The following is a 13,108-nucleotide window of genomic DNA, read 5'->3' as shown; positions in this document are numbered from 1 at the left end:
CGGGAGGGCAAACTGGCTTTACCTCCCCTTCGGGGAGGTCAGAGGTGGCGGTAGCCAGCTCTGGGTGGGGCTCGCAGTGTTAGAAATGGACCGTGCAAGCAGCGCTTCACCAGCCCCCCCCGCCCGCCTTCAGCGGCCGACCCTCCCAGCGGGAGGGTAAATTATCGCGAGGCTCGCAGCAGACCGCGAGCACGGCGGACGGCCGTCTCTTTGATCTCGGCTTCTTGGACCGTGGCCGAAGGCATTTCGAGTGCTTCGTTCAGCGTGGTTCGTGCCTTTTCACTATCGAGCAAATCGACGGGCGTCGCACGAGCGGTCAAAATGCTGACCACATCGCCTTCGACTTGAGCGAACCCACCGTCGATGAAATAGCGTTCGGGACCGGCAGCGGTCTGCAACCGCAGCGTGCCAAATCCGAGTCGCCCGATCATCGGCGCGCGGCCTGAGAGAATTCCTAACTCGCCATCGGCCATCGGTAACGCAACAAAGTCGGCCTCGCGGTCAAACTCGGTACGCTCAGGCGTGACGACAATACATCGAATGGCCATCGTTTACTTATTCTCCATCTTCTTAGCCTGAGCTTCGGCTTGCTCGATTGCACCGACGTACATGAACGCTCGCTCGGGCAAGTGATCGTAGTCACCGTTACAGATTCCTTCGAAGCTGCGGATGGTGTCTTCGAGCGAGGTGATCTCGCCCTTCTTGCCGGTGAAGACTTCGGCCACGAGGAACGGTTGCGACAAGAATCGCTCGATACGACGAGCGCGATGCACGATCATCTTGTCGTCTTCGCTCAACTCGTCGACCCCCAGAATCGCAATGATGTCTTGAAGTTCGCGGTATCGTTGCAGAATCGTTTGCACGCGGCGAGCAATCGCGTAGTGACGATCGCCCACATACTGCGGATCCAAAATACGCGAGTTCGATGCCAACGGGTCGATCGCGGGGTAGATCCCCTTTTCCGAAATCGATCGCTCGAGGTAAATGAACGCGTCCAATTGGCCGAACGCCGTTGCCGGTGCAGGGTCAGTCGGGTCATCCGCAGGAACGTAAACGGCTTGAACCGATGTGATCGCTCCCTTCTTGGTCGATGTAATTCGCTCTTGCAATGCACCCATTTCGGTTGCCAGCGTCGGTTGGTAACCCACCGCCGAAGGCATACGCCCGAGTAGCGCGGATACTTCCGAACCGGCTTGCGAGAAGCGGAAGATGTTGTCGACGAACAATAGCGTGTCCGCTCCGGTCGAATCACGGAAGAACTCAGCCATCGTCAACGCGGACAATGCAACACGAAGACGCGAGCCTGGTGGTTCGTTCATCTGGCCGAACACCATGCACGTTTGCTCGATAACCTTACGACCAGTTTCGCCGATTTCCGCTTCTTGCATTTCCAACCAAAGGTCGGTTCCTTCGCGAGTTCGCTCACCCACACCGGCGAATACCGAGTAACCGCCGTGGCTACTTGCGATACGAGCAATCAACTCGGTCAAAATAACGGTCTTGCCCAGTCCCGCACCCCCGAACAAACCCGCTTTACCACCACGAACAAACGGGGTCAGCAGGTCGATCACCTTGATGCCGGTTTCAAACACTTCGGTGTTCGTCGACAGCTCGGAAACTGGAGGCGCCTGGCGGTGAATCGGCCAGTAATCTTCGGCTTCGACTTCGCCACGGTTATCGATGGGATTGCCGAGTACGTTGAACACGCGGCCGAGGGTTTTGACACCCACAGGAACGGTCACCGGACGGCCCAAGTCGAGCACTTCCATGCCTCGCATCATGCCGTCGGTACTGCCCAACGCGATCGCACGGACACGTCCGCCACCGAGGTGTTGTTGGACTTCACCGATCAGATTGATCGTGACCCCTTTGTGCTCGCTCTTGATTTCTACAGCGTTGTAGATTTTCGGAAGCTGCTTCTCAGGGAACTCCGCATCAAAGGTAGAACCAATGACTTGCGTGACTTTACCAACGGCGCCTTGTTCGATTGCGGTGGACATAGCTTGTTTTTAGATATCGAGAGGAAGTTGATGTTTTGGAATTGGCTAGAGGATGACTAGCCTGTTGGATCGTTTGCACAAGCAAGGAGTGCCGGTGCGGTTTATTTTCACTTACTTGGCGAGTGCTTCGACGCCGCCGATGATTTCCATAATTTCGCCAGTAATCTGGCTCTGACGTGCTCGGTTGTATGTCATCGAAAGCTGCTTGATCATGTCGCCGGCGTTTTCCGTTGCTCCCTTCATCGCGATCATTCGAGCCACTTGCTCGCTGACGGCCGCGTCGAGGAAACACTTAAACAAACGCACTTTGAAGCTGGTCGGAACGACTTCTTCCAAAATGCTTTCCGCGGACGGCAAGAATTCAAATTCGACCGACTTTTCGTTGTCATCACTCTCAGCAGCTTCTTCGTCACTGAGCGAGCCGAGTGGCAGCAGCGTTTCGATCGTGGCAATTTGGCGACTGGTGCTGATGAACTTGGTGTAGACCACATCCAAGCGATCGATCTTGCCAGTCACGTATTCCGTTAGATATTGGTCGGCGATCTTTTCGACTTCGTCGTATGCCGGTTGATCCTCGAAACCCAAGTAGGCATTGTCGACAAGCGTTTTGCGGAACTTCAAACCGTTCACACCGCGTTTGCCGCTGGCATCCACTGCGACCGTATCGATGGTGTCGCGGAGATCACGAATCCGGGGCATCGCGGTTCGCAGCACGTTGCCGTTGTAACCGCCACACAACCCACGATTGCTGGTTAACACCAACACACGGGCTTTTTCAGGATTATCGCGTGGTTCAAGCAATGGATGTTTGACATCCAAACCGGCCGCGGCCAACCGTTTGACGATCTTGGTGATCTGGTCGGTGTAGGCGGTCGCAGCCTGGGCACGATCCATTGCCTTCTTGTAACGCGCGGTCGCAATCAACTCCATCGTTCGCGTGATTTTGCGAATATTGCGAATCGACTTGCGTCGTTTATCGAGTGCTCGTGCGTTGGCCATAAGATGAGGCGATCGTTACTGGAACAAACGGAGGTTAAACGGATATTGGTAAGGTCGACCGTCGCGTACGGCCAGTGCGGCGATGATTCCGAACACAATTTGTAGCACCACCGGCACAAAAATAATCGGAAGCAGGGCACCACAACTGGCGACGAGCAGAACGCCACAAACCACACTCAAAATCAGCAAGGTGATCTGAAAATTGAGTGCTTCTTTGGCTTGCAGTTCTGCAAACGGTGACTTGTCTTTCTGGGTTAAATAAATAATCAGTGGACCGAGAAACCCGATCAAACCGCCCGCTAGAATCCCTGCACATCCTGAGAGATGTGCAATCATTGCTAAATTTCGGTCTTCGTTGCTGGGTGTGAAATCAGGTGGTTCAATCGGCGAGGGTTCGTGACTCGATTCGGGCGGCTGCAATGGGTTGTTCATAAAACGTTACCTTTCTCCGGCCACCCAATACAGAGGCACTACACCTCTACTTCGACTGGCTTGTAGCCGGATTTGAAATCTTTGATGACGGCAATGATCGACTCAGTGATCTCGTCGGTCAGGTCACCCTTTTCCTCCAAATCGCTCAGCACTTTGCCGTGCTTGTCGTGGACAAATTGGATGAAGTCCTTTTCCCACTGGGGGACCGACTTGATCGGTACATCGTCCAAGTAGCCACGGGTACCTGCGAACAAACTCATAATTTGCTCGGTCACCGACATCGGTTGGTACTGAGGCTGTTTGAGCAGTTCCACCATCCGATATCCGCGATCCAATTGGCTTTGCGTGTCGGCATCCAGGTCCGTACCGAGTTGGGCGAATGCTTCCAAGGCACGAAACGCTGCCAAGTCGAGGCGCAAACCGCCGGCAACTTTTTTCATCGCCTTGATCTGAGCCGCACCACCCACGCGAGACACCGAGATACCGGCGTTCATCGCAGGACGAATCCCGGCAAAGAACAAGTCGGGTTGCAGGTAAATTTGACCGTCGGTGATCGAAATCACGTTCGTCGGAATGTAAGCCGAAACTTCGCCTTCGAGTGTTTCGATGATCGGCAAACTGGTGATCGAACCGCCACCGAGTTCATCCGACAATTTCGCCGAACGTTCGAGCAATCGACTGTGACAGTAGAAAACGTCGCCAGGGTAAGCTTCGCGGCCTGGCGGACGTCGCATCAACAAGCTCATTTGACGATACGCTGTCGCTTGCTTGCTCAAGTCATCATAGACAACCAAGGCGTGGCCGCCGTTGAACATAAAGTGTTCGGCCATCGCGGTACCGGCGTACGGCGCGATGTACTGAAGCGGGGCAGGGGAGCTTGCACCCGATGCGATCACACAGGTGTATTCCATCGCCCCTTTTTGCTGCAGCACTTCGACGATCGATGCAACCGCCGAGTCCTTTTGGCCGACCGCGATGTAGAAACACATCACGCCTTTGCCTTTTTGGTTAATGATCGCGTCGATCGCGATTGCCGTCTTTCCGGTTTTACGGTCACCAATGATCAGTTCACGTTGACCACGTCCGATCGGGGTCATCGCGTCAATCGCTTTGACACCGGTCTGCATCGGTTCGGTTACCGGTTGACGCTCCGAAACGCCCGTCGCGATGATTTCCACGGGACGAGTGATGTCGGTTTGTACGGGGCCTTTGCCGTCCAGCGGGTTACCGAGTGGATCGAGCACGCGGCCCATCACGGCGTCGCCGGCGGGAACCGACAACAGCGTGCCGAGTGCTTTGACCTCGTCGCCTTCTTCGATCGTCAGGTAGTCACCAAGAATGATGACCCCGACGGAGTTTTCTTCGAGGTTGAACGCTAGCCCGATCGCACCGTTGGGGAACTCGACCATTTCACCGGCCATGACACCCGACAAACCATAGACGCGAGCGATACCGTCGCCCACCTCCAACACGGTGCCGACTTCACGAACATCAATCTTACTGTCGAATTGCTCGATCTCTTGTTGCAAGACCGATGCGATTTCATCGCTACTAAATTTCATGGGTAACGCTAATCAATCGATAGGGGCGTCTGAATTGGAATTTTTATACGAGGGGGATCGGCCCATGAACACGTCACAGGCGATTTTGAAATCAAGTCTTGTCCTGCACGAATTCGTCAAATCGCTTTAACAATTGACTCGAGAATCCAGCCTTAGCCTTCTTCTGCATTTTGTCGATTCGGTTCACCACGCTGCTGTCGTAAACCGTATCGCCGATGCGAATGACCATCCCGCCGATCAAATCGGGGTCGACCGTTTCTTTCAAGCGAACTTGGCGATCAAGCAGGGTGGAAAGCCGTTCGGCAATCTGGTTCCGCATCGCTTCTTCGAGCGGGACCGCGGTACGCACGGAAGCAACCAAGCGACCGAGCATTTCGTCCAACTGGGTTTCCGAGGCACGACGGACCGAGGCGACGTAACCCAAACGGTCACGACTGGCCATCACTTTCAAAAACTTGATCAGGATCGGATGAAATTCATCAGCAAAGATGCGATCAAGCACCCGACACTTTTCATCGGCATCGATTCGCGGCGAAGCGAACGATGCAGCAAGCTGAGGGCTTTGTGAAAGGTACTCGTCGACCATCTGGCCCAACTGCTGGACGACCTGGTCCGCGACACCTTCTTTTTGCGCCGCAGCGATCAGGGCTCGCGCGTAAGTAGTGCCCAATTGCTCGGCGCCGGTATCGAGAACCGTGTCGTGTTTGGGAGCTTCGGTCATGGGTTGTCAGGGCGTGATGGAAACGCGTTGAAAGGACGGGAAATTCTTTGAAGGAAATAAACCGATCCACATTGGTGGCTCTGGTTCCACAAGCACGCGGCAAGAGCAGATGCGCTTACCGCGAGCCATCAATTAGTTATTACTAGGAAGTCGATCAAGTGATTGACGAATCAAATCCGCATGGTCTTCGGGACGAAGTTCGCGGCCTACGACCGACTTGGCAACCTGCATCGCCATGTCCGAAGTCTGACCCGCCAAATCGGCCAAAGCCACTTTCTTTGCCGTCTCGATGTCTGCGATCGCACGATCTCGCGTCCGCTCGGCTTCTGCCTTCGCGTCAGCGACGATTCGCTGACCGTTGGTTTCCGCATCGCGACGTGCTTCGGCCAACATGCCTTGCACTTGGTTTGCCGCTTCATCGAGCTTGGTTTGATAGTCGCTCAACAACGATCGTGCCTCGGCGTTAATACGCTCGGCATTTTCGAGGTCGCCATTGATTTTGTCTTCGCGAGCCTTCAACCCATTCAAAATAGGGGGCCAGACAAACTTGGACAAGATCGCAAGCACACCAAGAAAAATCGCGATGTTACAGACCGCCGAACCGATGTCGAATGACAACAACGGCGGCGTATGCGCGTCGTCGTGTCCATCCGCATCGAGCCCATCGGCCGCAACTGGATGACCGTGATCATCCACAACGACTTCCTCGTCGAGAACTTCCAATTTAGCGGCGACCAACACCGTTGCATCATCGGAATGCGATGTCGCGACCGCCACATTGGATTTCGCCTTTTCATCGGCATAACTGCTCACCGATGACACACCTAGCGTGGCCATCCCGAGGAAACAGAGCACCGACAAACGAGTCAATTTTAAAACCATCGTTTCATCTTTCGCCAAAGGCGGATTTAGCCGAGGATCAACATCAGAATCAAAGCAATCACGGTTGCACCTTCGATAAGTGCAGCTGAAATCAGCATCTGGGTGCTGATCGTTCCGCTCGCTTCGGGTTGGCGAGCGATTGCGTCGACAGCAGCACTACCGATGCGGCCAATACCAAGGCCAGCGCCGAGAATGACAAGGCCCATTCCGATACCGACACCCATCTTGCCGACGTTAAGAGCTTCCTGGGCCAAAACAAGCGCGAAATCAAACATCTTTCATAAACTCCTGAGCTAATTCTCGAACGGGAAATGCCTGCGACCGTGAATTTGGACGCCGACAGTTTTTAGTTAAAGGGTCAAACAATTTTCAGTGATTCAAGGCAGGATCGCCGGCACACTATTCGTGCACCAATGGCCCCAACCGTTTTGGATCAGCCAACTTATCGAGGTCCATCTGGCCTTCGTCGCTAAACGGATGCTCATCTTCGTGATGGTCGTCATGATGCACTGCGGTCATCGCAATGAACAGCACCGTTAAGAAGGTAAAGATAAACGCTTGCAAAAAGCAGATGAACAACTCGAGCAATGTCAAAACAATGCCGCCGCCAATGACGGACAACTCAACTCCGTAGCCGAGTGCATGTGAAAACTCAGCGGCGGTAAAGACGAGGCCAACAAATGCGGCGATCACCAAGTGGCCCGCCATCATCGTTCCAAAAAGCCGCATCGCAAGTACCACGCACTTAATAATCAACCCAACCCACTCCAAAACGTAGAGTGGAATGCCGATCAACAGCATCTTAGGGTCGTCCCAACCGATGGGATTGAAGTGCAAGAAGAACGTCTTTGCCCCGGTTTCACGGATACCGATAAACAGGATCGCAATGAAACTGCCTAAGGCCAAAACCGCATTCAGTGACAGGTTGCCAGTCGCCGTGCCGCCCCAATGCGAATACGCAGTGTTGCCCGTGAACGACTGAATGAGATAGCCAATCGGGATCAACCCAATCACATTGCAGAACAAGATGAAAAAGAAGATCGTCCAGATGTAGTAGATATATTTGTCGGTCAAATGACCAAGGTTCGGCCGAGCGACTTCGTCACGAATGAACGAACACATCGTTTCGAACAACTGAGCAACGCGACCACGCGTCTTGAAGGCCTCGAGCCCTTGCCCCTTCGCACGCACTCGGCTTGCGACATAAGCGAACACCAACAGCACCGTCACGGCCCCCACCATACTCATCATCAGATGATTGGTGATAAAAAAGTCGTAACGCCCGTCAAAAATATTCAGCGCCGGAATATCGCCCTCGCCAACCGGCACGCTCACGATTGGATTCTCGTGCAACGGATGCGGCAGCACATGCGTTATCGGGCTGTGGTCGGTAGAAGCAACAAGCAATGGCATCGGGTAAATCGTTATTGAGCTACAGATTTAAATTTAGTGAACACGACTCACAATTGTTATGCTTCCAACACACCCAAAGGTCGCGAGGGTAAAGCATTGGAATTGTGCAAACGCACCAGTGAAGAGCAGGACGATACAGACGAGTCTATTGATTGCGATGAATTTCCTTTTGCCTTCGCAGGCAAAACGTTGGCTGACAAATTCGCATCCGTGCCCGACGTAGTCTTTCCCGATTCCGTGGACACTCGATTCTGCTTGAATGCGAGCACTCCCACTTCGACGGAGGTCAAATAGGCGTACCAGCCGATCGTGAAACCGGCGACCCATTGACTCGATTCGGCCAATTGATAGCGACAGAACAAAAACAGTGCAACCGTCCCAAACAACCGAAAGATCATTCCCATCCCGGAAGCCAGCACAAAATCGCCAAACGGATCTGCCGACACACCAGAACCAGCCTGGTTTTCCGCACTGCCCGAAGCCAACTGCGACCTGATCGCCTTGGCTCGACGCAGACACAGCCCGGGCAACATCGACATCAGTGCAATCACGCCACTCATCAAAGCAACGAAAAACACATCACCACTGCGATCTTCATCTCGAATCATCACCACCGACATCGCGATGGCCGTTGCGACCAACCATGCGGCCACCACCCACCCCAACGTCTGCCGATACAAATCGGAAACATCGCGAGAACTAGGCGATCGTCGAGTTGGAGTTAGGATCGTCACGTGATTTTCAAAAATTTACTCAAAAGCGAAGTCAAATTCGCTTCCAGCATACGGTCATCAGTCTTCGTGGGGTTGCATCGACTAGCCGGTTTTCACCATTTTTTCTTTCTAGTCGGTGCAGAACAATCTCGATCGCAGCTCGGACACTAGGGCTTGGGCGAGGATGCTTTGATGATGAATCGCGTCATCGCCAACCCAAAGCCAACCAGAGTACTCAGCGCGGTCACAACCATTTGATCGTGGTTTCGCCAAGCGTCGATCCAATAACCGACACCGGCGAACAAAAGCGTTATTCCAGCGAGTTCCATCCCCAGACCGGCAAACCGAAACCACACCGCGCCCCCTTTTGCGTCGTTCTCCGCAATCGGTTTCGGTGTGACACCTGTTTTGTCGGCCATCCCTTCCCTGTGGGTTGACTCGTCATCGGAACCGGAAGGGCTTTTCTCTGGATTCACCATTGGGGGATTCTCCACCTGGCCTGACCGCTTCACCTGACGCCGTCTTTTGTCGAGTTCGCCAAATCGCTTTATTGCGACTTTGCTTCAACTCGACGTGCACAGTGTGACTAACGAATCGCGAACCACCAGAGGCAGCGACGGATCGCCGCACCTAAAAATGTCAGCCAATCACAACTCGCTGGCTATTGGCCCAAAACGGACGCCATCGAGAACGCGCCGGTCACCGGCGGCATAGAAACGCAATATTGATTGCTGGCAATCCGTTTCAAAATGAGACTCATGCGTCCTCGATCCACCACCGAGTCACCTGTAAAAGCATCTCCGCCCGTCCCGGCAAAGACCATCCCCGCACCCCCCGTCATCAAAAACGCACCTCGTCGGCCGACGCAGCGAGCCGAACACGACACAAAACAGGCAACCTAGGAAGCATAGGAAAACCTGCGCGAATGAGTTTACTCATCCAATTTTCCCAATAATGCTTAGGAAAACGCAATTTCCGGTAACGATTCGGATTCTTTTGCCAGTCCGCATCTAGAACTTGGCCCATCCCCTTGCCATAATGTTTCAGGGGATGATTGTCCCATTGTGGCCGGATAGGCACGCGTCACCGGGTTCTCGAAAACCGAAAAAAACAACGGATTCCAGAAGCCACCGAGACGCCATGCAATGGCAGAAACATCCACACACGTGACGAGAATCGCATTTTGAGACAAACCTAACTGTTTTCAGGGTACCGGTTTTCGGAGCGAGGCTTTGAAAGTCATCGGCAGTGAGACAAGCGGATCCATTGCCGGAGAATAGGAAAAGTGGAAACGGCGTAGGAAGCGACGGACTAACGGTGTCGACGGCAACCACCGCCAGGTGGGGCGAAGCTAGTCGTGATCAAAATCAATTATGAATTAACTCCGTCCATTTATTTGCGACGGGGTTTACAGCTTGGAGATGCAGGGTGATTAAAACGGCAGACCTTAAAGCGCAAACACGACGAGAATTGGCCGAATTAGCCAAAACCTACGGCGTAGCGGGCTGGCACAGTATGCGAAAGGACGACCTTGTTACCGAAATATCAAAGGTGCAACGCAAGCTGAGGCGAAAATCGGACAGCTCGAAATCGGCTACGTCAAAGAACGCATCCACCAAGAAAACATCAACTTCGTCCCGAGCGACGAGTACAAGGGCCGCCAAATCCAAATCCAAGGCGTCCGCCCCGATCAGCAAAGGGGCTCAGATTGCTGCCGCCCGTGCTCGCGCCGCTGCGGTCAGCGCCCAGCGGTGTGCCGAAGCCCTCGACCAAAAAGAGCAGAAGGAACGCGTTTCCGCCAAAACCGCTCGCATTCGTGCCCAAATGCGTCGCCGCCGTGAAACCCTGGATCGCCACCGCGACATCTCCACCGGCACGCTTGTCGGCGGCTCGGCAGTCGCCAACGGTGCTTCGCGAACCCGAAACGGTGAAACGCATCAGGACCGCGTCGTTCTGCTCGTGCGTGATTCGTACTGGCTGCAAGCAAATTGGGAAATCACCCGCGCCAGCGTCCAACGTGCTGAATCGGCAATGGCCGAACGATGGCACACCGCCAAACCGATCCTGCGTCTGTTGGCGGTAGGCGATGTCGCTAGCAATCAAGCTGAAAGTGTGGCTCGCGACATCCCGATCCACGGTGGCGTGAACAATTGGTACATCGATGTGGATGAGCCGCCAGCGCGATTTCGAGTCATCATCGGTTACTTAGCTGACTTTGGCGAGTTCTACACGATCTGTCGCAGCAACGTCGTCGAGACCCCACGCCCCGGCGAATGTGAACGACTCGACGAGCACTGGAACGACATTGCCGAAGACTACGAACGAATTTATTCGCTTAGCGGTGGTTACGACCAAGACGCAGGCGATCTAAAAGACGTGTTCGAAGAACGTCTGCATCGTCCGATGCCAAGCCGTGGCGACCAGGGACAAACGGTGGCGGACCCCAGTTTGCTGCGACAAACGAAGTTGCCATTCAAAGTCGACGCCGAATTGATTGTGTTTGGAAAGACAACGGCCAACGCATCGGTCAATATCGCCGGCCGTCCGGTCAAATTGCAAAGCGATGGCTCGTTTACGGTCCGAATGGAATTGCCCGACAAACGCCAAGTATTGCCCGTGACTTGCGAAAGCCGCGATGGACTGAGACAACGCACCACCGTGATCGCGGTCGAGCGGAACACGAAAGTGATGGAAACAGTCGAAATCGACGACCGTTTCTAGCAAGCCGATCACGCTTTGCGGATTCACCACCATTTAAAATTTCTGCGCAGGACGGATTACTCAATCCGTCCTGTTTTTTTGTCGCTACCTTCACGATTCAACAGGAGCCACCACCTTGAAACCTCTCTCTTTTTTGCTGACCGCCTGCTTCGCCCTTCACATGATGGCTGCGCCCACGGGCGGCTTCGCCGAGGATTCGGCCGCCCCATCCTCGATTAAGGTACTGCTGGTCACCGGTGGCTGCTGTCACGACTACGACTTCCAAACCAAAGCGATGCAGATGGCGTTCAAGAAACGCGGCGTCGCCGTGAACTGGACCGTCGTCAACGATGGCGGCAATGGCACACGAGCTGAAATTGATCTCTACAAAAACCCGAATTGGGCCGAGGGGTTCGATGTTGTGATTCACAACGAATGCTTTGCCGCCACCACCGATCCCGACTACATCCGCAGCATCACTCGGTCGCATCATGCCGGAGCAAACGCGGTCGTGATCCACTGTGCGATGCACACCTACCGCGACGCCAAGATCGATGATTGGCGAGAATTCTTGGGGGTCACCAGCCGCCGTCACGAACACCAAAGCCATTACGCGGTCAACGTCGTCGCCCAAGATCATGCGATCATGAAGGGCTATCCCGATGGCCACAAAACGGCGATGGACGAGCTGTACGTGATCGAAAAGAAGTGGCCAAATATGACCGTGTTGGCCACCAGCAAAAGCGAAAAGACCGACCAGTCACATCCCGTTTTCTGGACGAACACCTACGGCAAGGCTCGCGTTTTTGGCACCACCTATGGCCATTCGAACGAGACGTTCGAAGATGCCGTCTATCTGGACACGATCGTCAAAGGTACGCAGTGGGCAGCAGGCAAAAAGTGATGCAGACGCGACGCGTTAATTCGTGCTTTCTCGACGCATTGATGACTCGGCAATAATCTGGGTCGCGTCCAGATCCAAGAATCCAGGAACCCAAGTGATCGACGAAATGTCGATCGCGATACGAACGGTCACGATACCGCTGGGCGTGGCCGTTTCGATCGACGATGGAACGGTTTCGACCGTGGCGTTTTCAATTCCCATCAAAGCCAACTCATCGTTGACTCGTTCGACAACCTCGCTAGTCGTGGCGGTTGGACGCACGGCGATTCGTGCCCCCTCGCGACTCGCATGCGTGGCTGTTTGTTTGACCAACATCATTCGCCCGAGCTCGACCAAGCCGAATGTAAAGGCGATCATTAGCGGGGCAACCAAGGCGAACTCGACGGCCGAAGCCGCCATTCGTGCGCCCTTTTTTTTGGGGCGATATTTATTTTGAATCATGATTCGTAGCTCTTTTGAAAAATATCACTGAACCAACATCACTGGTGTGAATAGGTACGAACTCTGTGTGACCGGAGAGGAATCTACGATCGCATGACGCGCCACCGCTTTCGCGGGCTGGACAATGACCCGCTTCCCGGACATTTTTCCGGTCAGCTTGACCTCTAAAATCCGCACTCCCTCGAATTTCACGATCGTGTACATCGCGTTGTTTCCATTGCCCGTCACAGTGGTGTAAATCGGGATGATGCGAACCTTGCCAATGATCGAGGCCAATTCATCTTTGACCCCCGCACTGATTCCTGTGTCGTCCGTTTAAGTTTCAGTTCGCCATTGGAATC

Annotated in this window: 15 protein-coding genes; 2 read left to right on the top strand and 13 right to left on the bottom strand. The window is 54.1% G+C overall.

Annotated features, from left to right (window positions below):
- Positions 1-161: 161 nt before the first annotated feature.
- From atpC to RMSM_RS08775, 11 genes are all read right to left on the bottom strand, one after another.
- Entirely contained in the window at positions 162-548 is a 387-nt protein-coding gene (gene atpC, locus RMSM_RS08825; protein WP_008694347.1) for an ATP synthase F1 subunit epsilon, read from the bottom strand.
- A gap of 3 nt (positions 549-551) precedes the next feature.
- Positions 552-2,000, bottom strand: coding sequence for a F0F1 ATP synthase subunit beta (atpD, locus tag RMSM_RS08820; protein WP_008694346.1), 1,449 nt, complete (start codon positions 1,998-2,000; stop codon positions 552-554).
- 111 nt (positions 2,001-2,111) lie between these two features.
- Positions 2,112-2,999 (bottom strand): ATP synthase F1 subunit gamma, encoded by an 888-nt coding sequence (gene atpG / locus RMSM_RS08815; RefSeq protein WP_008694344.1) that lies wholly within the window; start codon positions 2,997-2,999, stop codon positions 2,112-2,114.
- Positions 3,000-3,014: 15 nt separating this feature from the next.
- Entirely contained in the window at positions 3,015-3,431 is a 417-nt protein-coding gene (locus RMSM_RS08810) for a DUF4870 domain-containing protein (RefSeq protein WP_008694342.1), read from the bottom strand.
- Positions 3,432-3,469: 38 nt separating this feature from the next.
- Positions 3,470-4,993: a F0F1 ATP synthase subunit alpha gene (gene atpA, locus RMSM_RS08805; protein ID WP_008694340.1), complete on the bottom strand. Its 1,524-nt coding sequence runs from the start codon at positions 4,991-4,993 to the stop codon at positions 3,470-3,472.
- 91 nt (positions 4,994-5,084) lie between these two features.
- Positions 5,085-5,714 carry an ATP synthase F1 subunit delta gene (gene atpH, locus RMSM_RS08800; protein ID WP_008694338.1) on the bottom strand — a complete coding sequence of 210 codons (630 nt, stop codon included), beginning with the start codon at positions 5,712-5,714 and terminating at the stop codon, positions 5,085-5,087.
- A gap of 132 nt (positions 5,715-5,846) precedes the next feature.
- Entirely contained in the window at positions 5,847-6,596 is a 750-nt protein-coding gene (atpF, locus tag RMSM_RS08795) for a F0F1 ATP synthase subunit B (protein WP_040764903.1), read from the bottom strand.
- A 26-nt stretch (positions 6,597-6,622) separates the two neighbouring features.
- On the bottom strand, positions 6,623-6,871 hold the full coding sequence (atpE, locus tag RMSM_RS08790; protein ID WP_008694334.1) for an ATP synthase F0 subunit C: 249 nt from the start codon (positions 6,869-6,871) through the stop codon (positions 6,623-6,625).
- A 124-nt stretch (positions 6,872-6,995) separates the two neighbouring features.
- Positions 6,996-8,009 (bottom strand): F0F1 ATP synthase subunit A, encoded by a 1,014-nt coding sequence (gene atpB, locus RMSM_RS08785; RefSeq protein ID WP_008694332.1) that lies wholly within the window; start codon positions 8,007-8,009, stop codon positions 6,996-6,998.
- A gap of 56 nt (positions 8,010-8,065) precedes the next feature.
- On the bottom strand, positions 8,066-8,743 hold the full coding sequence (locus tag RMSM_RS08780; RefSeq protein WP_008694330.1) for a hypothetical protein: 678 nt from the start codon (positions 8,741-8,743) through the stop codon (positions 8,066-8,068).
- A gap of 146 nt (positions 8,744-8,889) precedes the next feature.
- Positions 8,890-9,141: an AtpZ/AtpI family protein gene (locus RMSM_RS08775; RefSeq protein ID WP_008694328.1), complete on the bottom strand. Its 252-nt coding sequence runs from the start codon at positions 9,139-9,141 to the stop codon at positions 8,890-8,892.
- A gap of 1,009 nt (positions 9,142-10,150) precedes the next feature.
- On the opposite strand from RMSM_RS08775, the gene RMSM_RS08760 reads away from it, so the two are divergent.
- Both RMSM_RS08760 and RMSM_RS08755 read left to right on the top strand, forming a co-directional pair.
- Complete coding sequence (locus RMSM_RS08760; protein ID WP_008694322.1) at positions 10,151-11,443, top strand: DUF4912 domain-containing protein; 1,293 nt, start codon at positions 10,151-10,153, stop codon at positions 11,441-11,443.
- Between the two features lie 115 nt (positions 11,444-11,558).
- Positions 11,559-12,326: a ThuA domain-containing protein gene (locus RMSM_RS08755; RefSeq protein ID WP_040764897.1), complete on the top strand. Its 768-nt coding sequence runs from the start codon at positions 11,559-11,561 to the stop codon at positions 12,324-12,326.
- Between the two features lie 15 nt (positions 12,327-12,341).
- Here the strand turns inward: RMSM_RS08755 and RMSM_RS08750 are convergent, their stop codons facing one another.
- Positions 12,342-12,767 (bottom strand): TadE family protein, encoded by a 426-nt coding sequence (locus RMSM_RS08750; protein ID WP_008694318.1) that lies wholly within the window; start codon positions 12,765-12,767, stop codon positions 12,342-12,344.
- A gap of 24 nt (positions 12,768-12,791) precedes the next feature.
- Entirely contained in the window at positions 12,792-13,043 is a 252-nt protein-coding gene (locus tag RMSM_RS08745) for a hypothetical protein (RefSeq protein WP_008694316.1), read from the bottom strand.
- Positions 13,044-13,108: the final 65 nt, after the last annotated feature.

It is taken from the genome of Rhodopirellula maiorica SM1, assembly GCF_000346295.1.
GTDB lineage: Bacteria > Planctomycetota > Planctomycetia > Pirellulales > Pirellulaceae > Novipirellula > Novipirellula maiorica.
Note: the sequence above shows the minus strand (reverse complement) of the source record. Positions and strands in the feature narration are given on the sequence as shown.

What these genes read in the sequence shown, in the direction of transcription:
- atpC (WP_008694347.1), bottom strand. Translation starts at nt 548, where the DNA reads ATGGCCATTCGATGTATTGTCGTCACGCCTGAGCGTACCGAGTTTGAC.
- atpD (WP_008694346.1), bottom strand. Translation starts at nt 2,000, where the DNA reads ATGTCCACCGCAATCGAACAAGGCGCCGTTGGTAAAGTCACGCAAGTC.
- atpG (WP_008694344.1), bottom strand. Translation starts at nt 2,999, where the DNA reads ATGGCCAACGCACGAGCACTCGATAAACGACGCAAGTCGATTCGCAAT.
- RMSM_RS08810 (WP_008694342.1), bottom strand. Translation starts at nt 3,431, where the DNA reads ATGAACAACCCATTGCAGCCGCCCGAATCGAGTCACGAACCCTCGCCG.
- atpA (WP_008694340.1), bottom strand. Translation starts at nt 4,993, where the DNA reads ATGAAATTTAGTAGCGATGAAATCGCATCGGTCTTGCAACAAGAGATC.
- atpH (WP_008694338.1), bottom strand. Translation starts at nt 5,714, where the DNA reads ATGACCGAAGCTCCCAAACACGACACGGTTCTCGATACCGGCGCCGAG.
- atpF (WP_040764903.1), bottom strand. Translation starts at nt 6,596, where the DNA reads ATGGTTTTAAAATTGACTCGTTTGTCGGTGCTCTGTTTCCTCGGGATG.
- atpE (WP_008694334.1), bottom strand. Translation starts at nt 6,871, where the DNA reads ATGTTTGATTTCGCGCTTGTTTTGGCCCAGGAAGCTCTTAACGTCGGC.
- atpB (WP_008694332.1), bottom strand. Translation starts at nt 8,009, where the DNA reads ATGCCATTGCTTGTTGCTTCTACCGACCACAGCCCGATAACGCATGTG.
- RMSM_RS08775 (WP_008694328.1), bottom strand. Translation starts at nt 9,141, where the DNA reads ATGGCCGACAAAACAGGTGTCACACCGAAACCGATTGCGGAGAACGAC.
- RMSM_RS08750 (WP_008694318.1), bottom strand. Translation starts at nt 12,767, where the DNA reads ATGATTCAAAATAAATATCGCCCCAAAAAAAAGGGCGCACGAATGGCG.